This window comes from Serratia sp. G204Y, assembly GCF_051172435.1.
Classification (GTDB): domain Bacteria; phylum Pseudomonadota; class Gammaproteobacteria; order Enterobacterales; family Enterobacteriaceae; genus Serratia; species Serratia sarumanii.
This window is the reverse complement of the sequence record NZ_JBPIZA010000001.1, coordinates 2,041,289-2,066,212: the sequence shown is the minus strand read 5'-3', so window position 1 is coordinate 2,066,212 and position 24,924 is coordinate 2,041,289. Positions and strand designations below refer to the sequence as shown.

Sequence of the window (24,924 nt, the reverse complement as noted above, 5' to 3'; positions counted from 1 at the left end):
GTAAAGAGCGTAGGACGGGGGAAAGTGTAACCGGGCGGGGAGGGGGGAACTTGCCGATAAATGCCCCATCGCGGCGATGGGGCCTGGGGATCACGCCAATGTGACGTCGCCCTGCAGTTGGCAACTGCAGGCCAGCACATAGCCCTGAGCTACCTCTTCTGCGCTCAGCGTCATGGTGCTGGTGGTGATGTAGTCGCCCTCGAGGATGCGGGTTTTGCACGAGCCGCACACCCCGGCACGGCAGGCGGCGTTGACCGGCAGGGCATTGGTCTCCATCGCCGCCAGCAGCGTGCTGCCGACCGGCACGCGGAATTCGCGCAGCGGGCGGGCGGCGCGTAGCGTCAGCCCTTCAGTGGCATCGGCCTGCGTTGTCGGCGTGTGGAACTGCTCTTTATGGAAACGCTCGGCCGGCACGCCGAGCCGGCGGCACAGCTGCTCCACCTGTTCCATATAGGGCGCAGGGCCGCAGGTCATCACCGTGCGTTCGGCGATATCCGGCGCCGCCTGCCGCAGCGTCTGCTCATCGATGCGGCCGCTGAGGTAGCCGGGTTGCAGATCCCGCTCGGCCATCAGCGTCAGGCGCAGCTGCGGATGGGCGGCGCACAGCGCACGCCACTGATCGGCGAAAATCGTGTCGGCGGGGGTGCGCACGTTAAAGATCACGGCGATATCGCAGGCCGGACGGTTGGCGGTCAGCCAGCGGCACATCGAGACGATCGGCGTCACGCCGCAGCCGGCGGCCAGCATCAGATAACGATCGGCCGGGTGGCGCTCGCAGCTGAACTCGCCCTGCGCGTCGGACAGCCACAGCGTGTTGCCGGGCTTGACCTCTTGCGTCAGCCAGCGCGATCCGATGCCGTCCGGCAGGCAGCGCACGCTGATGCTGAGAAAGCGGCTCTGGCCGGGCGAGGAGGAGAGCGTATAGGCGCGCAGCGTCTCCTCGTTGTTGCGGATGCTGACCAGCGCAAACTGGCCCGCCTGATAAGGGTAGAAAACGTCGCATATCAGGTTCAGCGTCCAGACGTCGGCGGTTTCGCGCTGGATGGAATGTACCTGCATGCGGTTCGGGCAAAGCGGAGTGGGTTGAGTCATCGGGGCACCTCAAAAAGCAAAGGGGCCGGCGCAGGCGGCCCCATAACGTAATGGCATCAGGCGAGCAGCGCGTTGATATCCTGCTCGACGGTGGTGATCGGACGCAGGCCGAATTTCTCGTTGAGGATCGCCATCAGGTTGTCGGTCAGGAAGCCCGGCGCGGTCGGGCCGGTGACGATGTTTTTCACCCCCAGCGACAACAGCGTCAGCAGAATGACGATCGCCTTCTGTTCAAACCACGACAGCACCAGGCTGAGCGGCAGCTCGTTGACGCTGCAGCCGAGCGTGTCCGCCAGCTTGACCGCCAGCATGATGGCGGAATAGGCGTCGTTGCACTGGCCGACGTCCAGCAGGCGCGGCAGCCCTTCCAGCGTGCCGAAGTCCAGCTTGTTGAAACGGTACTTGCCGCAGGCCAGCGTCATGATCAGGCAGTCTTGCGGCACGCTGCGGGCGAAGTCGGTGAAGTAGCTGCGCTCGTCGCGGCTGCCGTCGCAGCCGCCGACCAGGAAGACGTGGCGCAGTTTTTTCTGCGACACCAGATCGATCACCGTGTCGGCGGCGTTCAGCAGCGTCTGGCGGCCGAAGCCGACGGTGATCAGGTGCTCGATCTCGGTGTAAGGGAAACCGTTCATGTCCTGCGCCTGGCGGATCACGGCGCCGAAGTCGTCGCCCTCCAGATGGTTGACGCCCGGCCAGCCGACGATGCTGCGGGTCCAGATGCGATCGCCGTAGTTGCCGAGGTTCGGATCGATGATGCAGTTGGAGGTCATCACGATCGGGCCGGGGAATTTGGCGAACTCCGTCTGCTGGTTCTGCCAGCCGCTGCCGTAGTTGCCCACCAGATGCTTGAATTTTTTCAGTTCCGGATAGCCGTGCGCCGGCAGCATTTCACCGTGAGTGTAGACGTTGACGTTTTGCCCTTCGGTTTGTTCGAGCAGCATGCGCAGATCTTTCAGATCGTGGCCGGAGATCAGAATGGCTTTCCCGGCCACCGGGCGCACGTTGACCGCGCTGGGCTGCGGATCGCCGTAGGCCTGGGTTTCGCCGCGATCGAGGATCGCCATCACGTTGAAGTTCATCTTGCCGATGCCCATGGCGTTGTTCAGCAGGGTGTCGACGTCGCGCGGCCGGGTGCCGAGCCAGGCCATAAAGGCGTGGTAGTCGGCATAGAGCTGCTCGTCGAACTGGCCGAGCACGTGCGCGTGTTCCATATAGGCCGCGGCGCCTTTCAGGCCGTACAGGCACAGCATGCGCAAACCGTGGACGTCGTCGCCGACCTCGGCCTTGTCGCCGTTGAGGGCAAACTGCGCCGCCTGTTGCAGCAGCGCAGGCATATCGTCACCGGCCAGCTGCAGCGCCGCCATCGGGTGATCGACGCGCACGCCGGCATCCAGCAGCCGGCAACGGGCAGCCAGCGAATCGCGCAGCAGCAGGGTTTCGCGCGCGTAGCCGATGATGCGCTGGGAGTCGAAGTTGACGTTGGTCAGGGTGGAGAAGAAGGCGCGCGGGGCGAAGCTGTCGATCTCGTGATCGACGATGCCCAGCGAACGCGCCTGCAGTGCCCAGGCGGAGAGGCCCTGTAGCGCCGCCACCAGCAGATCCTGCAGATCGGAGGTTTCCGCCGTCTTGCCGCACATGCCCTGAGCATACGCGCAGCCGTTGCCTGCCGGGGTACGGATGGTTTGTTCACATTGCACACAGAACATAGTCGCTTCCTTTTATTTTTAAAGTTGCATTTGTAATGCTTGTTTAAAAGCATAGATCGGCGATCGGGGTTGCAAAAGGCTTTTGTGCGACTACTGCGGGCAAGTTTGATTTAGCGCAATTTTGCCGTGCGGATGGGAATTATTACGCTTTGGGGACCGGGCGGCCCCCAGGGGAGAGGATCAGGAGAACAGGGCGATCAGCACCGGCGCCAGCAGGCTCAGCAGGAAGCCGTGCACGATGGCGGGGGGCACCATGTCCAGCCCGCCGCTGCGCTGCAGCACCGGCAGGGTGAAGTCCATCGAGGTGGCGCCGCACAGGCCGAGGGCGGTGGAGCGGCTGCGGCGCACCAGCGTCGGGATCAGCATGATCGCCACCAGCTCGCGCGCCAGATCGTTGAAGAACGCGGCGCTGCCCATCACCGTGCCGTAGGCGTCGGTGATCAGAATGCCCGACAGCGAGTACCAGCCGAAGCCGGAGGCCATCGCCAGCCCGGCCTTGACCGGCAGCCCCAGCAGCTGCGCCGCCAGCGCGCCGCCGGCCAGCGACGCGACGGTCACCACCAACGCCACCAGCGTGCCGCGGCGGTTGAGCACGATCTGGCGCAGCGTCATGCCGCTGTTGCGCAGCTGAATGCCGACCAACAGCAGCAGGAAGATCAGCGCATATTCGCTGCCTTTATGGGCGAACTGCAGCCATTGCCACTGCGTCAGGCCGAGCAGGAAGCCGCCGAGCACCACGCCGCACAGCTTGAGCGACTCCAGCGCCATGTGCACGCGCGAAGGCAGCTTTTCCTGTTTATGGCTGCTGCGCCACGGCATGCGCCGCTCCAGCAGCGCCAGCAACAGCAGATTGGCGCAGAGAATGCAGAAGAAGAACACCGCGCTGTATTGGAAGATCAGCACCAGGTTGCTGCTGAGATCTTCCATGAACGCCAGGCTGATACCCATGAAAAACAGGATCACGTACACCATCCAGCTCAGCAGCCGGTTGATCAGCACCAGCAGCGGGCGATGGCGTAAGGGAATGAGGTAACCGACAATCAGCGGTAACAGAATAATCAACAGTCCTGAGTACATGGTGCAGCTTGTGTCCTTGAGTTTTGGCGCGCGCCGAACGGCGGCGAGGAGCACACGCTAACCAAAAGCCCGGCCGGAGTAAAGCGGCAGATTTGACGTTGGCCGCTTGACCTGCAAGGGGTTTTTTGACCATGCTCTGTGAAGGTTGCCTCATTGACGAGGCGACGGCGCGCACGGGAGGCGGCGGATGTTCTTGGAGCGTATCGAAATTGTAGGTTTTCGCGGCATTAACCGGCTGTCCCTGATGCTGGACGACAACACGCTGTTGCTCGGCGAAAACGCCTGGGGTAAATCCAGCCTGCTGGATGCGCTGACGCTGCTGCTGGCGCCGGAGCAGAAGCTGTATCGGTTTGAGGCGCACGACTTCCATTTCCCGCCCGGAGAAGAGGCGGCCAAAGAGCGCCACCTGCAGGTGGTGTTCACCTTCTGCGAAAAAGACATCGGCCATGCGCACCTGCCGCGCTATCGCCACCTGACGCCACTGTGGGTCAAGGGCGAAGATGGTCTGAGCCGCATTCATTACCGCTGCGAAGGCGAGCTGGCCGACGACGGCACGGTGTGCACCTGGCGCGGTTTTCTCGACGCCGACGGCAACGCCTTTCAACTGCACCATATCGAACAGCTGGCCCACGCCATCATCCGCATTCATCCGGTATTGCGCCTGCGCGACGCGCGCTTTATTCGTCGCCTGCGCCCCAGCAGCCTCGGCGATGAACGCAAACCCGATACCCAGGCGCTGGCGCAGCAGTTGGATCAGCTGACGCGCGAGCTGGTGCGCAATCCGCAGAAGCTGACCAACGGCGAACTGCGTCAGGGGCTGGCGGCCATGCAGCAACTGCTGGAGCACTACTTCGCTGAGCAAAGTTCGCAGGTGACGCGGCCGCGCCGCCGCGGCGGCGAACCGGAGCAGGATGCCTGGCGTGCGTTGGACGGCATCAACCGCATGGTGGCCGAACCGAACAGCCGCAGCATGCGCCTGATCCTGCTGGGGATGTTTTCCACCCTGCTGCAGGCCAAGGGCGACGTTAAGCTGGATGCGCATGCACGGCCGCTGCTGCTGGTGGAAGACCCGGAAACTCGCCTGCACCCGATTATGCTGTCGGTGGCTTGGGGGCTGCTCAATCAGCTGCCGCTGCAGCGCATCACCACCACCAACTCCAGCGAACTGGTGTCGCTGGTGCCGGTGGAGCACGTCTGCCGGCTGGTGCGCGAGTCGGGGCGGGTCGCGACCTACCGTCTCGGGCCGCGCGGGCTGAGCGCCGAAGACGGGCGGCGCATCGCGTTTCACATCCGTTTCAACCGGCCGTCGTCGCTGTTCGCCCGCTGCTGGCTGCTGGTAGAGGGCGAGACCGAAGTGTGGCTGCTGAACGAGCTGGCGCGGCAGTGCGGCTACCATTTCGAGGCGGAAGGGGTGCGGGTCATCGAGTTCGCCCAGTGCGGCCTGAAGCCGCTGCTGCGCTTCGCCCGCCGCATGGGCATCGAGTGGCATGCGCTGGTGGACGGCGACGAGGCGGGCAAAAAGTACGCCAATACCGTGCGCAGCCTGCTGGACAATCATGAAGACAACGAACGCGATCGGCTGACCGCGCTGCCGGCGCCGGACATGGAACACTTCATGTTCCGCGAAGGGTTCGGCCCGGTCTATCACCGGATGGCGTCGGTGCCGATCAACGCGCAAATGCCGGTGCGCAAGGTGATCCTGAAAGCGGTCCACCACTCGTCGAAGCCGGATCTGGCGATCGAGGTCGCGATGCAGGCCGGCGAATGGGGCACGGACTCGGTGCCGCCGCTGCTGAAGAAAATGTTCTCACGGGTGATCTGGCTGGCACGCGGCCGGGCGGACTGACGACGGCCCACCGGGCGTTATCGGGCGCAGAAATGCGCCGCCAATCCCTGTTCCAGCTCGTCCAGCAGCTGATAGCGGCGGCGATACTCGGCGCGCTTCTTGCTGGCAACCTCTTCGAGCGGCTTGCGGGCGATGCGCGCGGGCAGCAGGAAATAGCCGCTGTCGAGCGGTTTGGCGCCCATCGACAGCCAGAACTGATCGTAATCGGCGTGCAGTTGGTCCTTCTTCTTACTCTGGTAACGCCAGTTTTGATAGATATGGGTGGCGTTGCCGACCGCCACGATCTGGCGGATGCCGAGGTGCCGCGCCAGCGTGCAGATGCCTTCCAGCACCAGCCGTTTGGGGAACAGGCCGTGGCACTCTTTGGTGGTGTGCTGGATCTCGGCGTGCGGCACCTCATGGTTTGCGCCCTGCAGGCCGCCGATGAACAGCGTCGGCTGCTGCTGATAATGCATCAGCGCAAAGGTGATCTCCGCCAGCATCACGCCGTTGGCGTTGCGCAGCAGCAGCGTGGCTTCCCCTTCCTTATTCAGCTTGTCGATCGCCGCCAGTTCCAGCGCGATCGGCGCTTCGTTTTTGCCCATCGCGCGGGCCAGCACGAAAGGCTGCGGGCCGAGGTGGCCGAGGCGCATCTTCAGCGGCATGCGCTGCGCGATGAGATCGTAATGATCGCGCAGGGCGAACAGGCATTCGATCTTGCTCATGTTGGCCGCCAGATAGGGGCGATGCAGTTTGCACGGCAGGTTCGGCTGCGCGCTCAGGATCTCCTCCCGCAGCGGGTTGCTGGCCAGGGTGCTGAGCAGGCCGCTGGTGGTGCGCCAGTTGAGCAGCGAACGGCCGAGAAACTTCAGGCGAAACGCGGGCTTTTTCCAGGCGTTGCTTGGCGCCTTTTCGCCATTGATCAGCGCCGTCATCAGTTGCCAGCCGTTAAGCGGCCGGGCGGAGGCGAGTGGGTAGCTGAGCTGTGACATGATGAAATCCTTGGCTGTATTGAATGGCGCTATTTCATCAAGGCTTCACTAAACGGGAGTTCAATGCTGAACTGTAACCAGGCGTGTCTCCACATTGTGTTGAGCTAAGGTTTAGTTATTCCCTACGGTGCGTGCTAATTTAGCTCCGCCGCCGCAATGGGCGGTTGATATTCACAAGCACAGGCAGGTCAATTTTGACAGGGTTTACAGGACATAAACGCCGCTGGATACTCGTTCTGGCGGTCATTGCGGCGCTTGCTGCGGCGGCCGTTTGGCACTTTCGCCATCCGGCGCCAACCGATTTCAAAACGGTGAAAGCCAGCAAACGCGATCTGCAGCAGAACGTGTTGGCGACCGGCCAGCTGGACGCGGTGCGCAAGGTTGACGTCGGCGCGCAGGTCAGCGGGCAGTTGGAAAAGCTGTATGTCGAGATCGGCGACAAGGTGAAGAAAGGCCAGTTGCTGGGCGTTATCGATCCGCAACAGGCGCAGAACAGCATCCGCGAAGGCGAGGCGACGCTGCGTGAACTGCATGCGCAACTGCTGCAGGCGCAGGCCGAACAGCAGCTGGCGGCGGTCACGCTGCAGCGCAACCAGGCGCTGGCCAAGCTGCAGGCGGTGTCGCGCCAGGATCTGGATCAGGCGGCGACGCAGCTGGCGGTGAAGAAAGCGCAGGTGGGCACCATCAATGCGCAGATCGCGCGGAACCAGGCCAGCCTGGATACCGCCAAGATCAACCTGGCCTATACCCGCATCGAGGCGCCGATGGATGGCGACGTGGTGCAGATCACCACGCTGCAGGGCCAGACGGTGATCGCGGCGCAGCAGGCGCCGAACATTCTGACGCTGGCGGATCTCGGCACCATGCTGGTGAAGGCGCAGGTGTCGGAGGCCGACGTCATCAACCTCAAGCCGGGTCAGAAGGCCTGGTTCACGGTGCTGGGCGATCCGACCCGGCGCTTCGACGGCGTGCTGAAAGACATTCAGCCGACGCCGGAAAAGGTCAACAACGCCATCTTCTATTATGCGCGTTTCGAAGTGCCCAACCCGGAAAGGCTGCTGCGCTTGCAAATGACGGCGCAGGTGCATATTCAGTTGGCCGGCGTCGAGCAGGCGCTGGTGATCCCGCTGGCGGCGCTGGGCGATCAGATCGCCGACAATCGCTACCACGTCTCGGTGCTGAAGCAGGGCAAGGAAGAGAAGCGCGAGGTGGCCATCGGCCTGCGCAACAATATCGACGTGCAGATCCTCAGCGGCCTCGAGGCGGGCGATGAGGTGATCGTCAGCCGCGGCGGCGTGGAGGCCGGCTGATGGCGGCGCTGTTGCAGCTGAGCGGCATTCGCCGCAGCTACCGTTCCGGCGAGCAGACGGTGGAGGTGCTGAAGGGGATCAGCCTGAGCATCGACGCCGGTGAAATGGTGGCGATCATGGGGGCCTCCGGCTCCGGCAAATCGACGCTGATGAACATTCTCGGCTGTCTGGACAAGCCGAGCGCCGGCGTGTATCGGGTGGCCGGGCAGGATGTGGCGACGCTGAGCGACGATGCGCTGGCGCAGCTGCGGCGCGAGCATTTCGGCTTTATCTTTCAGCGCTATCATCTGCTGCCGCACCTGAGTGCGGCGCACAACGTCGAAGTGCCGGCGGTGTACGCGGGGCTGGGCAAAGCGGCGCGGCGCGAGCGGGCGGAGGCGCTGTTGCGGCGTCTGGGGCTGGGGGAGCGCGTCAACTACCGGCCGAGCCAGCTTTCCGGCGGCCAGCAGCAGCGCGTCAGCATCGCCCGCGCGCTGATGAACGGCGGGCAGGTGATCCTGGCGGATGAACCGACCGGCGCGCTCGACAGCCACTCCGGCGAAGAGGTGATGGCGATCCTCAAACAGCTGTGCGCCCAGGGCCACACGGTGATCCTGGTGACCCACGATCCGGCGGTGGCGCGCCAGGCGGAACGGATCATCGAGATCCGCGACGGCGAGATTATCGCCGATTCGCGCCCGGCACCGCAGGAGAATGCGCAGGCCAAGCCGCTGGCGCTGGCCGCCGCGGCACCTTCCTGGCGGCAGATGGGCGGCCGTTTCCGCGAGGCGCTGGTGATGGCCTGGCGCGCGATGGCGGCCAACAAGATGCGCACCGCGCTGACCATGCTCGGCATCATTATCGGCATCGCCTCGGTGGTGTCGATCCTGGTGATCGGCGACGCCGCCAAGCAGATGGTGCTGGCGGACATTAAATCTATCGGCACCAACACCGTCGACATCTACCCCGGCAAGGACTTCGGCGATGACGATCCGACCTACCGGCAATCGTTGAAATACGGCGATCTCGATGCGCTGCGCGAACAGCCGTACATCAGCGCGCTGTCGCCGAGCATCAGCAGCAGCATGCGGCTGCGCTTGGGCAACGTCGACGCGGCGGCCAACGTCAACGGCGTCAGCGAGCAGTTCTTCCGCGTGTACGGCATGAGCTTTACCCAGGGCGTCGGCATCGACTCGATGCAGGTGCAGTCGCAGGCGCAGACGGTGGTGATCGACGCCAATACCCAGCGGCGGCTGTTCCCGCACCAGAAGAACGTGGTGGGCGAGGTGATCCTGGTAGGCAACATGCCGGCGACGGTGGTCGGCGTGGCCAGGGAGAAGCAGTCGATGTTCGGCAGCAGCAAGACGCTGAACGTGTGGGTGCCTTACAGCACCATGGCCAACCGATTGATGGGCAACAATTATTTTGACTCGATCACCGTGCGCATCCGCGACGGCTACGACAGCAAGGAAGCGGAACAGCAGCTGTCGCGCCTGTTGACGCTGCGCCACGGCAAGAAGGACTTCTTCACCTATAACATGGACAGCCTGGTGCAAACCGCCGAGAAAACCACCCGCACGCTGCAGCTGTTCCTGACGCTGGTGGCGGTGATTTCGCTGGTGGTCGGCGGCATCGGCGTGATGAATATCATGCTGGTGTCGGTGACCGAACGCACGCGCGAGATCGGCATCCGCATGGCGGTGGGCGCCCGTTCCGGCGACGTGTTGCAGCAGTTCCTGATCGAAGCGGTTCTGGTCTGCCTGGTGGGGGGCGCGCTGGGGATTACGCTGTCGTTCGCCATCGGCCTGGCGGTGCAGCTGGTATTGCCGGGCTGGCAGATCAGCTTCCCGCCGGCGGCGTTGCTGAGTGCGTTCCTCTGTTCCACCGGCATCGGCGTGGTGTTCGGCTATCTGCCGGCGCGCAATGCCGCGCGGCTGAATCCGATCGATGCGCTGGCGCGCGAGTAGGTAACAGGCATAAAAAATGCCAGTCACACGGCGGCTGGCATTTTTATCGCAGTCACGCTCAGTGCAGCGCGACTTTGCCGGAAGCGTTTAGGACAGCGCCTCGCTTTCCACCGGCACAATAAGACTGGCATGGTTCCCTTTCGGCCCTTGATGCACGTCGAAGCTGACCTGCTGGCCCGCCTTCAACGTTCTGTAACCATCCATCTTGATGGTGGAATAATGCGCGAAAATATCTTCGCCGCCGCCGGCTGGGCAGATGAAGCCAAAACCTTTGGCGTTGTTAAACCATTTAACAGTACCCGTCTCCATGCTTTTACATCCCTCGCAACGCTATTTTAAGTGAGATGAATAACTGATTTCGCACCCGCCGTGGGCGGGTAGCAGGGTGGACAAGGGGTGGTTAAAAGACCACCAGCCACGAATTTACACTCTAGAGCAAATGATCGGGGCGTCAAGGGATCGGCTTTTGTCGGCGGGGAGCAGTTCACCAAAGTTTGAAGCAGGTAACGCTATTGCCACGATTCAGTCACAATTGGCCCGTTTTTTTGCGCATGTTACAGTGCGGCGGGACGATGCCGAAGATGATAAAATAGTAACTATCCCCACTTTGAATAACCGAAACCTGCCCCCATATCTGAGGGCAGAGCAGAGAAGATGAGCAGCGATGGGCAATAACAACGACTGGCTAAACTTTGAACACTTGGCCGAAGAAAAACAAATCGATGCGGTAAAACCGCCGTCTATGTATAAAGTTATACTTAACAACGACGATTACACACCGATGGAATTTGTGATTGACGTTCTGCAAAAGTTCTTTTCTTATGATATTGAACGCGCAACGCAACTGATGCTCACGGTCCACTATCAAGGCAAGGCGATCTGTGGTGTTTTTACCGCCGAGGTGGCGGAAACCAAAGTCGTCCATGTGAACCGGTACGCAAGGGAGAACGAGCATCCGTTGCTTTGTACGCTGGAAAAAGCCTGAATAAGGCAATCTATTGGGGAGGTGCTTATGCTCAATCAAGAACTGGAACTCAGTCTCAACATGGCTTTCGCCAGGGCGCGTGAGCACAGACACGAGTTTATGACCGTGGAGCACCTGTTGCTGGCGTTGCTGAGCAACCCTGCCGCGCGAGAAGCGCTTGAGGCATGTACGGTGGATCTGGCCGCGTTGCGCCAGGAGCTGGAAGCCTTCATCGAACAAACCACACCGACGCTGCCCGCCGGCGAAGAAGAGCGCGACACTCAGCCGACGCTCAGCTTCCAGCGCGTGCTGCAGCGCGCGGTCTTCCATGTGCAATCTTCCGGCCGCAGCGAAGTGTCCGGCGCCAACGTGTTGGTGGCCATTTTCAGCGAGCAGGAGTCGCAGGCGGCCTATCTGCTGCGCAAACACGACGTCAGCCGTCTCGACGTGGTGAACTTCATTTCACATGGCACGCGTAAAGACGAGCCGGGCCAAGCGCCGAATGCGGAAAACCCGGTGAACGAAGAGCAGTCCGGAGGGGAAGACCGTATGGAAAACTTCACCACCAACCTCAATCAGTTGGCCCGTGTGGGCGGCATCGATCCGTTGATCGGCCGCGATCGTGAGCTGGAGCGCGCGATTCAGGTGCTGTGCCGCCGTCGTAAAAACAACCCGCTGCTGGTCGGCGAATCCGGCGTCGGCAAGACCGCCATCGCCGAAGGGCTGGCCTGGCGTATCGTGCAGGGCGACGTGCCGGAAGTGATGGCGGACTGCACGCTGTATTCGCTGGACATCGGTTCACTGCTGGCCGGCACCAAATACCGCGGCGACTTCGAGAAGCGCTTCAAGGCGCTGCTCAAGCAGCTGGAGCAGGATCAGAACAGCATTCTGTTCATCGATGAAATTCACACCATCATCGGCGCCGGCGCGGCTTCCGGAGGGCAGGTGGATGCCGCCAACCTGATCAAACCGCTGCTGTCGAGCGGCAAGATCCGGGTGATCGGTTCGACCACCTACCAGGAGTTCAGCAACATCTTCGAAAAGGATCGTGCCCTGGCGCGCCGTTTCCAGAAGATCGACATCACCGAGCCGACGGCGGAAGAGACCGTTCAGATCATCAACGGCCTGAAGACCAAGTATGAAGCGCACCACGACGTGCGTTATACCGCCAAGGCGATCCGCGCCGCGGTGGAGCTGTCGGTGAAATACATCAACGATCGTCATCTGCCGGACAAGGCGATCGACGTGATCGACGAGGCGGGCGCCCGCAGCCGGTTGATGCCGGCCAGCAAGCGCAAGAAAACCGTCAACGTGGCCGATATCGAATCCGTGGTGGCGCGCATCGCTCGTATCCCGGAGAAAACCGTGTCGGCCAGCGATCGCGACGTGCTGAGAAACCTGGGCGATCGCCTGAAGATGCTGGTGTTCGGCCAGGATCAGGCGATCGAAGCGCTGACCGAGGCGATCAAGATGAGCCGCGCCGGCCTGGGCCACGAGCGCAAGCCGGTCGGTTCCTTCCTGTTCGCCGGGCCGACCGGGGTCGGGAAAACCGAGGTCACCGTACAGTTGGCCAAGGCGATGGATATCGAGCTGCTGCGTTTCGACATGTCCGAGTACATGGAGCGGCATACCGTCAGCCGTCTGATTGGCGCGCCTCCGGGCTATGTCGGTTACGATCAGGGCGGGCTGCTGACCGATGCGGTGATCAAGCATCCGCATGCGGTGGTGCTGCTCGATGAGATCGAGAAGGCGCACCCGGACGTGTTCAACCTGCTGCTGCAGGTGATGGACAACGGCACGCTGACCGACAACAACGGCCGCAAGGCGGACTTCCGCAACGTGATCCTGGTGATGACCACCAACGCCGGGGTGCGGGAAACCGAACGCAAATCGATCGGCCTGGTGCAGCAGGACAACAGCACCGACGCGATGGAAGAGATCAAGAAGGTGTTTACGCCGGAGTTCCGCAACCGTCTGGACAACATCATCTGGTTCAACCATCTGTCTACCGAGGTGATCCAGCAGGTGGTCGACAAGTTTATCGTCGAACTGCAGGCGCAGCTGGATGCGAAGGGCGTCTCGCTGGAAGTGAGCGACGAAGCGCGCGACTGGCTGTCGGTGAAGGGCTACGACCGCGCGATGGGCGCTCGTCCGATGGCGCGCGTCATGCAGGAGAACCTGAAGAAACCGTTGGCCAACGAACTGCTGTTCGGCTCGCTGGTGGACGGCGGCTCCGTGAAGGTCGAGCTGGACAAGGACAAGAAACAGCTGACCTACCACTTCCTCAGCGCCGCCAAGCGCAAGGCGGACGAGGGCGCGGTGCACTAAGGCCGCCTTTAGGCAAAGAAAAAGCGATGCTTCGGCATCGCTTTTTTTATGGGTGAGATTCACCGTACAACAGAAACGAGTGAGCCCTCTCAGTTTACCTGCGCACCTGCAACCCGTTGTGTAACGTCGCTGCGGGGGTAAACGGAAAGGGCTCCCGAGGGATTACATCCTCGATGCCGCCAACGTGTGGCGTGCGGTGAGCCGATTAACGGCTACGGAAGACAATGCGGCCTTTGCTCAGGTCGTACGGGGTCAGCTCTACAGTGACTTTGTCGCCCGTCAGGATGCGGATATAGTTTTTACGCATTTTACCGGAGATGTGTGCGGTTACCACGTGCCCGTTTTCCAATTCAACGCGGAACATGGTGTTCGGCAGCGTATCAAGAACGGTGCCCTGCATTTCAATATTGTCTTCTTTGGCCATCGAATCCTCTAGGTCTAACTACCTTAGTTTTTAACCGGCAAGATAATGCCGAAAAACCCCCATTATGTAAAGATGTGTCGGTGAACATTGCACCGTTTCCACCAATTAGTTTACTGGAGAGGGCGGTTCAGCCGGCTGTGGGGATATGACTTGCGGCTCCCAGCACGCCGGCGCCAAAGGCCGCCGTTGAAGGGTGCTGAGCTGCTGCAAAAATTGACGGCGCGGAATTTCACGCGCGCCAAGGCGGGCAGTGTGAGCGTTCAGCACCTGGCAGTCAATCAATTCCCCGCCATAAGCGGCAAAATGGCGGCAAAAGGCCATCAATGCGCATTTTGAGGCGTTGGTGACGCGGCTGAACATCGATTCGCCGCAGAACAACGCGCCCTGCGCCACGCCATACATGCCGCCGACCAGTTGATTATCCTGCCATACCTCCACCGAGTGCGCGTAGCCGAGGCGGTGCAGATGCTGATAGGCGCGCTGTACCTCCGGGCCGATCCAGGTGCCTTCATCCGGCCGGTGGGCGCAGGCGGCGATCACCGCGGCGAAGTCGTGATTGAGCGTGATGCGAAACGGATCGTGGCGCAAAAAGCGTTTCAGGCTGCGGTTGAGATGAAACTCTGTCGGGAACAGCACCGCACGCGGATCGGGCGACCACCACAGGATGGCTTCCCCCGGCGAATACCAGGGGAAGATGCCGCGCTCGTAGGCCGCCAGCAGCCGCGGCGCCGTCAGGTCGCCGCCGATAGCCAGCAGGCCGTTAGGGTCGCGCAGGGCGCTTTCAGGCGAGGGGAACGCCAGCGACTGTGGGGAAAGCTTCACGATGCGCATACGGGGGCTCTGCGTCCTCTACGGGCCGATTACGGCGCCAGGTTGCTGATACGGTTGCGAAAGCGGGCATAGCGGCCCTGCCGGCGCATCAGGGTAGCGTGATCGCCCTGTTCGACAATCCGGCCGTCGTCCATCACGCAAATGCGGTCGAGATGCTCCAGGCCGTACAGACGGTGCGTCACCAGGATCAGCGTCTTGCCCTGACAATGCCGGCGCAGCAGCGCCAGGATCTGCTGCTCGGTTTCGGCGTCCAGCCCTTCGGTCGGTTCGTCGAGCAGCAGCAGCGGGGCCGGGTGCAGCAGCGCGCGGGCGATGCCCAGGCGGCGCTGTTCGCCGCCGGACAGCTGCCGGCCGCCTTCGCCCAGCCAGGCGTTCAGCCCGCCGTCGCTGTCCAGCAATTTATCCAGCCCCACCTGCCGCAGCACCTCGCTCAGGCGAGCGTCGTCGGCATCCGGCGCGGCCAGCCGCAGGTTTTCCCGCAGCGTATCGCTGAAGATATGCACCCGCTGGCTGACGACCGTGGTCATCCGACGCAGCGTGGCTTCATCATAATCCTCCAGCGGTTCGCCGTTGAGCAGAATGTTGCCGCCGTCGGTGCGCCAGGCGCGGGTCAGCAACTGCAGCAGGGTGGACTTGCCGCAGCCGGTGCGGCCGAGCAAGGCGATGTGTTCGCCGGCCGCGACCTCGAGCGTGACGTCGCGCAGCACCGGCTGCGGCTGGTCGGGGTAGGTGAAGCTCAGCTGTTGCAGGCTAAGCTGAGCCCGATCGGCGGCGGCCGGGCCGGCGGCCGGGAAGGTGACCTCCGGCTGACGATCGATGATCTGCTTGACCCGCGTGGCGGAGGCAATGACCTGGCCGAGGTGCTGGAAGGCGCCGGCGACCGGCATCAGCGCTTCGAACGACGCCAGCGCGGCGAAGACGAACAGCGCGATCAGCGCGCCGGGCTGGCTATCGCCGCCGATGCCGGCGGCGGTCAGCCACAGCAGCAGCGTCACCGTCAGCCCGCTGGCGAGGATCATCAGCGCCTGCGCCTTGCCGCTCAGCGAGGCCTGCTGCCACTGGCGGCGTTGCCACCGCTGTTCGGTGGCGTTCAGCATCTGGCGGAAGTCGTTGACGGCGCCGAACACCACCAATTCCGCCTGCCCCTGCAGCCAGGCGGTGAGGTCGGTGCGGTATTGGCCGCGCAGCGCGGTAAGCTGGCCGCCGATCGGCTTGCCGGCGCAATAAAACACCGGCGGCACCAGCAGCAACAACAGCAACAGGATGCCGCCCAGCGTCAGGGCTAGCGCAGGATCCAGCCAGCTCAGGCCGTAGGTGACCACCAGGATCACCACCGCTGCGCTGATCAGCGGCGAGATCACCCGCAGATAAAGATGATCCAGCGTATCCACGTCCGCCACCAGGCGGTTAAGCAGCTCGGCCTGGCGGAAACGGGCGATGCCGCCCGGCGTCAGCGGCAGGATCTTGCTGAAGGTGAACACCCGCAGATGCGACAGCACGCGGAAGGTGGCGTCGTGGCTGACCACGCGCTCGGCATAGCGCCCGGCGGTGCGGAAGATTGCCGCGCCGCGCACGCCGGCGGCCGGCAGCATGTAGTTAAAGGTCAGCAGGCCCGCCAATCCGGCCAGCGACGAGGCGGCCAGGAACCAGCCGGAGAGCGCCAGCAGGCCGATGCTGGCCAGCAGAGTGACGATCGCCAAGAGGATGCCGAGGCTAATCAGCAGGCTATGGCGGCGGTACAACGCCAAAAACGGCAGCAAAACGCGCATGATTAAAGCTCCCCGCGGCGATGGGCGATCAGAGTGGCAAACAGGCCCGGTTGGGCGCTGAGGGTGGCGTAATCGCCCTGTTGCACGATGCGCCCGTTATCCATCACCCAAATCTGATCGTAGTCTTCGGTGTCTTCCAACTGGTGCGTCACCAGCAGGGTGGTTTGCTGATGCGAAGCGGCGTTCAACGCCTGCATCACCCGCTGCTCGCTGTGGGCATCGAGGCTGGCGGCCGGTTCATCCAGCAGCAGCAGGCGGCGCGGGCCGATCAGCGCCCGGGCGACCGCTACGCGCTGCGCCTGGCCGACCGACAGGCGGGCGGCGTTGTCGCCCACTTCGGTGTCGAGCCCCTGCGGCAGATAAGGGAGCAGTTCGCTGACGTAGGCGAGTTCCACCGCCTGCTGCAGCTGCGCTTCGTCGGCCTGCGGGCAGCCCAGCAGGATATTGGCGCGCAGGGTTTGCGCCGGCAGGTGCGGGTTCTGGCCGACCCAGCTCAGCTGCTGGCGCCAGGTTTCGGCGGACAGGTCACGCAGCTCGACGCCGTTGACGGTCAGCGATCCGCGATAGGGCAGGAAGCCGAGCAGCAGATTGAGCAGTGAACTTTTGCCGGCGCCGCTCAGCCCGACCAGAGCCACGCGCTGCTGTGGTTGCAGGGTGAAGCTCAGCGGCCCGGCCAGCAGCACGCCGTTCGGCGACAGGATTTCCAACGCGTTCGCCTGCAGCGTCAGCGGTTGATCGGCGGGCAGTTGCCGCGTGCCGTTGCCCATCTGCTCGCCTTCGGCGCTGAGGAAGGTTTCCAGTGCTTCCGCCGCGCCGACCGCCTGCGCCTTGGCGTGGTAGAAGGTGCCGAGATCGCGCAGCGGTTGGAAAAACTCCGGCGCCAGAATCAACACCAGAAAACCGGAAAACAGCGTTACCCCGAGGCCGTAGCTGCCGAAGTTGAGTTCGCCGAGGTAGGAAAAGCCGAAGTACACCGCCACCACGGCGATGGAGATCGAAGCGAAGAATTCCAGCACGCCGGAAGAGAGGAAGGCCATGCGCAGCACTTCCATGGTGCGGCTGCGGAAATCTTCGGAAGATTTGGCGATTTGCGCGGTTTCGGCCTGCGCGCGGTCGAACAGCCGCAGGGTGTCCAGGCCGCGCAGGCGGTCGAGGAAGTTGCCGCTCAATCGCGCCAGCGCCACGAAGTTGCGGCGGTTGGCGTCGGCGGCCCCCATGCCGACCAGCGCCATGAACAGCGGGATCAGCGGCGCGGTCGCCAGCAGAATGATGCCTGCGGCCCAGTTGATCGGGAAGACGGCGATCAGGATCAGCAGCGGGATGAAGACCGCCAGATACATCTGCGGCAGATAGCGCGAGTAATAGTCCTGCATATCCTCGATCTGCTCGACGATGATGCTGGCCCAGCTGCCCGCCGGTTTGCCCTGGATCCAGGCAGGCCCGAGCTGCTGCAGCTTATCCAGCACCTGTTGGCGCATGCGCTGGCGGATCACCTGGCCACACCGGAAACCGACCCGTTCCCGCAGCCAGCTTAACAGCGCCCGCAGCGCGAACGCGGCGGCCAGCCAGATAAACGAAGGGATCAGCTGTTCGCGCGGGGTATGCTCGATGATCAGGGCGTGCAGCAGGCTGGCCAACAGCCACGCCTGCGCCACGATCAGCAGGCCGCTGAATAGCCCCAACAACATGGAAAGGCGCAACCAACGCTGCGCTAACGAACTCTGGGTTTTAAGCCAACGGGTTAACTGTTGCTGTCTGGTTTTTTTCATCAGATATGCGTCTGCGTCGCCGGCGCCCGTTTGTTACGGGCTTGGTTAACGTACTGTTAAATAATAGTGTTTGGCGCAATCGGCGACAAACAAGCGAGGCCCCATGTTACCTCGTCACCCGACAGACTGAAAATAATAAAGCGGCCAAATGTGGCTATAACAGACGCGAGAAGGGGAGTGCGGAGGGGGGAAACAAAAAAAGCGGCTCGAGAGCCGCTTTTTGCTGATGAAGAGAACGTTTTAGCAGACTTCTGCGCCGGCGATGCCGTCCAGGTAACGCTCCGCGTCCAGCGCCGCCATACAGCCGGTGCCGGCGGAGGTGATCGCTTGGCGGTAGATGTGATCCATCACGTCGCCTGCGGCGAACACGCCGGGGATAGTGGTTTGAGTCGCATTGCCGTGAATGCCGGACTGCACCTTGATGTAGCCGTTTTCCAGCTCCAGCTGGCCGCCGAAGATGCCGGTGTTCGGGCTGTGGCCGATGGCGATGAACACGCCGGCCAGTTCCAGTTCACGGGTTTCGTTTTCCGCTTTGGTGCTGCGGATACGCACGCCGGTCACGCCCATTTCATCGCCCAGCACTTCGTCCAGCGTATGGTCGGTGTGCAGCACGATGTTGCCGCTTTTCACTTTTTCCATCAGCCGGTCGATCAGGATCTTCTCCGAGCGGAAGCTGTCGCGGCGGTGGATCAGGTGAACCTCGGCGGCGATGTTGGACAGGTACAGCGCTTCTTCAACGGCGGTGTTGCCGCCGCCGACCACCGCGACTTTCTGGTTGCGGTAGAAGAAGCCGTCGCAGGTCGCACAGGCGGAAACGCCTTTGCCCTTGAAGGCCTCTTCGGAAGGCAGGCCAAGATAGCGGGCGGAGGCGCCGGTCGCGATGATCAGCGCGTCGCAGCTGTATTCGCCGCTGTCGCCGAACAGGCGGAACGGACGCTGCTGCAGATCGACGCTGTTGATGTGATCGAAGACGATTTCGGTCTGGAACTTCTCCGCATGCTCGCGCATGCGCTCCATCAGCGCCGGACCGGTCAGGCCTTCGGCGTCGCCCGGCCAGTTTTCCACTTCAGTGGTGGTGGTCAGCTGGCCGCCTTGTTCCATACCGGTGATCAGCACCGGGCTCAGGTTGGCGCGCGCCGCGTAAACGGCGGCGGTGTAACCGGCCGGGCCGGAGCCCAGAATCAGTAATTTGCTATGTTTAGCCGTGCCCATGAATAACCTCTTTATTCCACAATGGCGGACAATGAAGCCGATTGTAGGGAAAATGACGCAGTAAAAAAAGCGCCGGGCGACGTTGTTAACGATTTGTATGATAGTTGTCGCCTATTAATGCACCCGCTGTCGGCAAATCGTACGCCGAACGCAGAAATTTACCTTATCAAAGTCGCATTAGGCCGCTGAATCGCCAAGCGCGCAAAAACGGCGCATTCTGCGACTTAGGCCGCTCCCTGCCGGGGTTTATCTGCCAGCGATTCATAACCAAAAATGGGATGCAGACTTTTCGTGACGGTACGTTGTTCTGATTTTGCTTCTTTTACTTTGACAATCCGCTGCGCATTTGCGAAAACATCATAGGAAGAAGAAATTATCCCCGTAACACCAGCAAATCGTACGTATTTGCGCCGCGAGGCGGCAATGCGCGGTGGATGTGCGGAGCAGGGCGCGCAAGCGTTTGCTGATTTTTTCTCGACCTTAACGTCGTTACCGGCGCCGCGCGGGGTTGGACAGACAGGCTGCACGGCGTGGAATGATGGTAGTGAAGAAGCATATGACAGGCATCGGGTCTTCGCTTGGAACGAACCCTTACACATTGACGTTGGCTAGGGTGTGGCAAGTGCACGGAAGAAAATAAGAGAGACAATAATAATGGCAGACAACAAGAAACGCCCGGGTAAAGATCTTGACCGTATCGACCGCAACATCCTGAATGAGCTGCAGAAGGATGGGCGTATTTCGAACGTCGAGCTTTCGAAGCGCGTGGGGTTATCCCCGACACCATGTTTGGAACGCGTGCGCCGTCTCGAGCGCCAGGGTTTCATTCATGGCTATACCGCATTGCTTAACCCGCATTATCTGGATGCGTCCCTGCTGGTTTTCGTGGAGATCACGCTGAACCGCGGCGCGCCGGATGTGTTTGAGCAATTCAACTCGGCAGTGCAGAAGCTTGAAGAGATTCAGGAGTGTCATCTGGTTTCCGGTGATTTCGACTACCTGTTGAAAACCCGCGTACCGGACATGTCGGCTTACCGTAAACTGCTGGGCGAAACCTTGCTGCGTTTGCCGGGGGTCAACGACACCCGCACCTACGTAGTGATGGAAGAAGTGAAACAGAGTAACCGTCTGGTTATCAAAACACGGTAAGGTGCAGGTGCAAAACCTGATTAAATTGGTTACACTCCTGTTTATTCATACAGTTTCGGCGCCGGGGAAGCTTCTCGGCGCTGTTGCTATGTCAGCTAACAGGAACCTGGAGAGCCTTTCTTGAGCCAGGAATATACAGAAGATAAAGAAGTTACCCTGAAAAGACTCAGCAGTGGCCGGCGTTTGCTGGAGGCTGTGCTTATCGTGGTAGCGATTTTTGCCGTTTACCTCATGGCTGCGCTGGTCAGTTTCAACCCGTCTGACCCAAGCTGGTCGCAGACCGCGTGGCATGAGCCGATTCACAACTTGGGCGGCGGTGTTGGGGCCTGGTTGGCCGACACGCTGTTCTTCACCTTCGGGGTGCTCGCCTACGCGATACCGCCGATCATGCTGGTTCTGTGCTGGGCGGCCTATCGCCAACGAGCCAACAGAGACTACGTCGACTATTTCGCACTCTCCCTGCGCCTGATCGGCACCCTGGCGTTAGTGCTCACCTCCTGTGGGCTGGCGGCGCTGAACGTTGACGATCTCTATTACTTCGCTTCCGGCGGCGTGATCGGCAGCCTGCTGAGCAACGCCATGTTGCCATGGTTCAACGGCATCGGCGCCACGCTGGCGCTGCTGTGCGTGTGGGCGGCGGGGCTGACGCTGTTTACCGGCTGGTCCTGGCTGGTGATCGCCGAGAAGATCGGCGGGGCGGTGCTGGGTGTCGCGACTTTCATGACCAACCGTTCGCGTCGCGAAGCGCGTTATTTCGAGGATGACGAGCGTTACGTTGACGACGAGCCTGAGCAGGCAAGGAAGGGCGCCGCCGCAGCGGTTGCCGCGACCGCCGCCGGAGCCGCGGCCGCCGATGACGACGTGTTGTTCTCTGCGCCTTCGGTCACTGAAAGCGCCAAAGAGGCGGCGGAAGACGCCGCCGATCCGTTGCTCAGCGGCCTGCGAGCCGACGATGGTGAGGTTGAAGCCGACGCCGCGCCAATCGCGCCGGCGGCTTCGCCTGCACCGGCGGTGAAGGCAGCGATCCACGAGCCCGTTGCAGCGCCGATCGCCGCTCAGGCGCCGTCGGTAACGGTGGCGCCGGCCGCGCCGGCCTCGGTCAATCAGCACCCGGTGAGCGCCCCGGCGCAAGACGCCACGCCGCCGCTGTACTCCTTCGAAATTCCGGAAGAAACGCCTGCACCTAAGGCGACGCGTCCTGTCGATCCTTATCAGGATGACGATGAGCCGCGTCTCGGCAATTGGCAAGAGCCGGCTGCGCCGCAGCCGCCGGCGCGTTCTCCCTTTGATTTTACCGCCGCGCAGCGCGACAGCGCCGACGTCAGCGGAGCGGGTGGTTTCAGCGCTTCCGGTGCCAAGCCACAGCTGGATACGGCAGCCGCTGCCGCTGCGGGCGCCGCAGCGGCGACCTTCATGCCGGCCTTCACGGCCACCAGCGACGGCAATCCGCAGGTTAAGCAGGGCATCGGCCCTGAGCTGCCGCGGCCGAACCCGGTGCGCATCCCGACCCGTCGCGAGCTGGCTTCTTACGGCATCAAGCTGCCTTCGCAGCGTGCGGCCGAGCAGGAACAGCGCCAGGCGGATCCTCAGCAGCCGACGGCGGTGAGCCCGCAGGAAGAAGAGGCGCTGCAGGAAGCCGCGCTGCGTCAGGCGTTTGCCGAGCAGCAAAGCCAACGCTACGGCGAAAGCTACGCGCCGGAGCAACAAGATGACGAGAGCGCCCTGCAGGAAGCCGAGCTGAGCAAGGCGTTTGCCGAGCAGCAGAGCCAACGCTACGGCGAAGGTTATCAACAGAGCGACGAAGAGGCGCTGCAAGAAGCCGCGCTGCGCCAGGCGTTCGCCGAGCAGCAGCAGGCGCGCTACGGCCAGCAAGCGGCTGCTCCGCAAGCGCCGGCCGCCAGCCCGGTGGATACCCGCAATGCTTTCAGCTTCTCGCCGATGGCGGATCTGGTGGATGATGGCCCGAGCGAGCCGATGTTCACGCTGTCTCCGCAGCTTGAAGAGCGCATTGAACAGCAAAGCGAGCAACAGGACGACGTGCCGTTCGGCCAGTTTGAGCCTGCGGCGCCGGTTGCCCAACCTCAGCAACCGCACTCGCAGCCTCAGCAATACCAGCAGCCGCAGCAACCGGTGCAGCAGCAGCCTCAGCAAACTCAGGCCGAGCAGCATCCGGCGATGGACAGCTTGATTCACCCGTTCCTGATGCGCAACGATCAGCCGCTGCAGAAGCCGACCACGCCGCTGCCGACGCTGGATCTGCTGACCGAGGCCCCGAAAGAGGTAGAACCGGTCGACTCCTTCGCGCTGGAACAGAAGGCGCGTCTGGTGGAGGCCAGCCTGGCCGATTACCGCGTGAAAGCCGACGTGGTGGACATCCTGCCGGGGCCGGTCATCACCCGCTTCGAGCTGGATCTGGCGCCGGGCGTTAAAGCGGCGCGCATTTCCAACCTGTCGCGCGATCTGGCACGCTCGCTGTCGACGTCGGCGGTGCGCGTGGTAGAAGTGATCCCCGGCAAGCCTTACGTCGGTCTGGAGCTGCCGAACGCCAAGCGGCAAACGGTGTACCTGCGCGAAGTGCTGGATTGCCCGGCCTTCCGTGACAACCCGTCGCCGCTGTCCATCGTATTGGGTAAGGACATCTCCGGCGAACCGGTGGTGGCCGATCTGGGCAAAATGCCGCACTTGCTGGTCGCCGGTACCACCGGTTCCGGTAAGTCGGTCGGGGTCAACGCCATGATCCTGAGCATCCTGTATAAAGCCACGCCGAAAGAAGTGCGCTTTATCATGATCGACCCGAAAATGCTGGAGCTGTCGGTTTACGAAGGCATTCCTCACCTGTTGACCGATGTGGTCACCGACATGAAAGACGCCGCCAACGCGCTGCGCTGGTGCGTGGGGGAAATGGAACGCCGCTACAAGCTGATGTCTGCCCTGGGCGTGCGTAACCTGGCCGGCTACAACGAGCGCGTCGATCAGGCCGAGGCGATGGGGCGTCCGATCCCGGATCCGTTCTGGAAGCCGACCGACAGCATGGACATCACGCCGCCGGTGTTGGAGAAAGAGCCGTACATCGTGGTGATGGTCGACGAATTCGCCGATCTGATCATGACGGTCGGCAAGAAGGTCGAAGAGTTGATCGCTCGCCTGGCGCAGAAAGCGCGTGCGGCGGGTATCCATCTGGTGCTGGCGACCCAGCGTCCGTCGGTGGATGTGATCACGGGTCTTATCAAGGCCAACATCCCGACGCGTATCGCCTTTACCGTGTCGAGCAAGATCGACTCCCGCACCATCCTCGATCAGGGGGGCGCCGAGTCCTTGCTGGGTATGGGCGACATGCTCTATCTGGCGCCGAACTCCTCGATTCCGGTGCGCGTGCATGGCGCATTCGTGCGCGATCAGGAAGTGCACGCGGTGGTCAAGGATTGGAAAGCGCGCGAGCGGCCCCAATATAAAGAGGGCATTCTCAGCGGCGGCGAAGACGGCGAGGGCGGTGCCGGCGGTGGTATGGACGGCGACGAAGAGCTGGATCCGCTGTTTGACCAGGCGGTGGATTTCGTGGTGGATAAACGCCGCGCCTCCATCTCCGGCGTACAGCGCCAGTTCCGTATCGGCTATAACCGCGCGGCGCGCATCATCGAACAGATGGAAGCGCAGGGCATCGTCAGCGAGCAGGGGCACAACGGCAACCGCGAGGTGCTGGCGCCGCCGCGGCACGATTGATGGTCGTTTAGCCATTGCAATTCAATAAGAAAGGGCCGCTTAAGCGGCCCTTGTGCAAAGAAGCGTAAACCCGTTTCTTCTCGGAACATTGGCCTACCGGCCGATCGCCGGCTTCGGGTAAAGTAACGGGGTAAAGGGTTGATTTGACCCGCACGGCGTCGCCCTGCGGTTAACGCATTTCATAAGGTATCTGGAATAATGAAAAAACTGTTAGTTGCCTGCTGTCTGCTTTCGGGATTCGCTTCTACCTCCGTGCTGGCCGACGCCGCACAGGATCTGCAAAGTCGCCTGGCGAAGGTGAACAGTTTCCACGCCAGCTTCTCGCAAACCGTGACCAGCGCCGACGGCGCCGCGGTGCAACAGGGGGAAGGCGAGCTGTGGGTGAAGCGGCCAAACCTGTTCAACTGGCATATGACCTCGCCCGATGAGAGCGTGCTGGTCTCCGATGGCCAGACCCTGTGGTTCTATAACCCATTCGTCGAGCAGGTGACGGCAACCTGGCTGAAGAACGCCACCGGCAATACGCCGTTTATGCTGATCACCCGCAATAATGCCAGCGACTGGAAACAGTACAACGTGAAGCAAAAGGGCGATGATTTCGAGCTGACGCCGAAGTCCGCCAGCGGCAACCTGAAGCAGTTCGCCATCAGCGTGACCAACAGCGGCACCATCCGCAGCTTCGCCGCGGTGGAGCAGGACGGCCAGCGCAGTTCCTACACGCTGAAAAGCCAGCAGAACGTCGCCGCCGATCCGGCCAAATTCAAATTTACCCCGCCGAAGGGGGTGACGCTGGACGACCAGCGCCAGTGA

18 protein-coding genes are annotated in these 24,924 nt (G+C 62.3%); 8 read left to right on the top strand and 10 right to left on the bottom strand.

From position 1 onward, the window contains the following. Nucleotides 1–90: 90 nt before the first annotated feature. The 3 genes from hcr to ACSBQQ_RS10040 form a co-directional block, all read right to left on the bottom strand. Complete coding sequence (gene hcr / locus ACSBQQ_RS10050) at nucleotides 91–1,092, bottom strand: NADH oxidoreductase (RefSeq protein ID WP_060428365.1); 1,002 nt, start codon at nucleotides 1,090–1,092, stop codon at nucleotides 91–93. A gap of 56 nt (nucleotides 1,093–1,148) precedes the next feature. Further along, the gene (gene hcp, locus ACSBQQ_RS10045) at nucleotides 1,149–2,798 is read right to left on the bottom strand and encodes a hydroxylamine reductase (protein WP_060428367.1); all 1,650 of its coding nucleotides are present in this window, start codon (nucleotides 2,796–2,798) and stop codon (nucleotides 1,149–1,151) included. A gap of 180 nt (nucleotides 2,799–2,978) precedes the next feature. Next, a complete protein-coding gene (locus ACSBQQ_RS10040; RefSeq protein ID WP_435012936.1) occupies nucleotides 2,979–3,875 on the bottom strand; it encodes a lysine exporter LysO family protein in 897 nt (298 codons plus the stop codon). A gap of 187 nt (nucleotides 3,876–4,062) precedes the next feature. Here ACSBQQ_RS10040 and ACSBQQ_RS10035 point away from each other — a divergent pair, with 187 nt between their 5' ends. Further along, nucleotides 4,063–5,721, top strand: coding sequence for an ATP-dependent endonuclease (locus ACSBQQ_RS10035; protein WP_033637834.1), 1,659 nt, complete (start codon nucleotides 4,063–4,065; stop codon nucleotides 5,719–5,721). A gap of 17 nt (nucleotides 5,722–5,738) precedes the next feature. Here the strand turns inward: ACSBQQ_RS10035 and ACSBQQ_RS10030 are convergent, their stop codons facing one another. After that, the gene (locus ACSBQQ_RS10030) at nucleotides 5,739–6,692 is read right to left on the bottom strand and encodes a VirK/YbjX family protein (RefSeq protein WP_060428369.1); all 954 of its coding nucleotides are present in this window, start codon (nucleotides 6,690–6,692) and stop codon (nucleotides 5,739–5,741) included. A gap of 194 nt (nucleotides 6,693–6,886) precedes the next feature. Between ACSBQQ_RS10030 and macA the strand changes: the two genes are divergently transcribed. Next, nucleotides 6,887–8,002, top strand: a complete 1,116-nt coding sequence (macA, locus tag ACSBQQ_RS10025) for a macrolide transporter subunit MacA (protein ID WP_033637836.1) — start codon at nucleotides 6,887–6,889, stop codon at nucleotides 8,000–8,002. After that, nucleotides 8,002–9,948: a macrolide ABC transporter ATP-binding protein/permease MacB gene (gene macB / locus ACSBQQ_RS10020; RefSeq protein ID WP_049197188.1), complete on the top strand. Its 1,947-nt coding sequence runs from the start codon at nucleotides 8,002–8,004 to the stop codon at nucleotides 9,946–9,948. The genes macA and macB overlap by 1 nt, the downstream gene beginning before the upstream one ends. 87 nt (nucleotides 9,949–10,035) lie before the next feature. Here macB and cspD read toward each other — a convergent pair whose 3' ends face one another. After that, nucleotides 10,036–10,257 carry a cold shock-like protein CspD gene (cspD, locus tag ACSBQQ_RS10015; protein WP_004928349.1) on the bottom strand — a complete coding sequence of 74 codons (222 nt, stop codon included), beginning with the start codon at nucleotides 10,255–10,257 and terminating at the stop codon, nucleotides 10,036–10,038. 355 nt (nucleotides 10,258–10,612) lie between these two features. Between cspD and clpS the strand changes: the two genes are divergently transcribed. Continuing rightward, a complete protein-coding gene (gene clpS, locus ACSBQQ_RS10010) occupies nucleotides 10,613–10,933 on the top strand; it encodes an ATP-dependent Clp protease adapter ClpS (RefSeq protein WP_004928347.1) in 321 nt (106 codons plus the stop codon). Between the two features lie 27 nt (nucleotides 10,934–10,960). Further along, the gene (clpA, locus tag ACSBQQ_RS10005) at nucleotides 10,961–13,240 is read left to right on the top strand and encodes an ATP-dependent Clp protease ATP-binding subunit ClpA (RefSeq protein WP_025302261.1); all 2,280 of its coding nucleotides are present in this window, start codon (nucleotides 10,961–10,963) and stop codon (nucleotides 13,238–13,240) included. 205 nt (nucleotides 13,241–13,445) lie between these two features. Here clpA and infA read toward each other — a convergent pair whose 3' ends face one another. The 5 genes from infA to trxB all read right to left on the bottom strand — a co-directional run bounded on the left by infA (nucleotide 13,446) and on the right by trxB (nucleotide 19,245). Beyond that, complete coding sequence (gene infA, locus ACSBQQ_RS10000) at nucleotides 13,446–13,664, bottom strand: translation initiation factor IF-1 (RefSeq protein WP_002211347.1); 219 nt, start codon at nucleotides 13,662–13,664, stop codon at nucleotides 13,446–13,448. A 105-nt stretch (nucleotides 13,665–13,769) separates the two neighbouring features. Then, nucleotides 13,770–14,495, bottom strand: a complete 726-nt coding sequence (gene aat, locus ACSBQQ_RS09995) for a leucyl/phenylalanyl-tRNA--protein transferase (protein ID WP_033637838.1) — start codon at nucleotides 14,493–14,495, stop codon at nucleotides 13,770–13,772. 29 nt (nucleotides 14,496–14,524) lie between these two features. Next, nucleotides 14,525–16,264 (bottom strand): heme ABC transporter ATP-binding protein/permease CydC, encoded by a 1,740-nt coding sequence (cydC, locus tag ACSBQQ_RS09990; RefSeq protein ID WP_060428372.1) that lies wholly within the window; start codon nucleotides 16,262–16,264, stop codon nucleotides 14,525–14,527. Nucleotides 16,265–16,266: 2 nt separating this feature from the next. Further along, nucleotides 16,267–18,033 carry a heme ABC transporter permease/ATP-binding protein CydD gene (cydD, locus tag ACSBQQ_RS09985; protein WP_060425590.1) on the bottom strand — a complete coding sequence of 589 codons (1,767 nt, stop codon included), beginning with the start codon at nucleotides 18,031–18,033 and terminating at the stop codon, nucleotides 16,267–16,269. Nucleotides 18,034–18,273: 240 nt separating this feature from the next. Beyond that, nucleotides 18,274–19,245: a thioredoxin-disulfide reductase gene (trxB, locus tag ACSBQQ_RS09980; protein WP_033637844.1), complete on the bottom strand. Its 972-nt coding sequence runs from the start codon at nucleotides 19,243–19,245 to the stop codon at nucleotides 18,274–18,276. A 654-nt stretch (nucleotides 19,246–19,899) separates the two neighbouring features. Between trxB and lrp the strand changes: the two genes are divergently transcribed. The 3 genes from lrp to lolA all read left to right on the top strand — a co-directional run bounded on the left by lrp (nucleotide 19,900) and on the right by lolA (nucleotide 24,924). Then, nucleotides 19,900–20,394 (top strand): leucine-responsive transcriptional regulator Lrp, encoded by a 495-nt coding sequence (gene lrp, locus ACSBQQ_RS09975; protein ID WP_004928318.1) that lies wholly within the window; start codon nucleotides 19,900–19,902, stop codon nucleotides 20,392–20,394. 120 nt (nucleotides 20,395–20,514) lie between these two features. Next, nucleotides 20,515–24,114: a DNA translocase FtsK 4TM domain-containing protein gene (locus ACSBQQ_RS09970; protein ID WP_060428374.1), complete on the top strand. Its 3,600-nt coding sequence runs from the start codon at nucleotides 20,515–20,517 to the stop codon at nucleotides 24,112–24,114. A gap of 198 nt (nucleotides 24,115–24,312) precedes the next feature. Next, on the top strand, nucleotides 24,313–24,924 hold the full coding sequence (gene lolA / locus ACSBQQ_RS09965) for an outer membrane lipoprotein chaperone LolA (protein ID WP_019454555.1): 612 nt from the start codon (nucleotides 24,313–24,315) through the stop codon (nucleotides 24,922–24,924).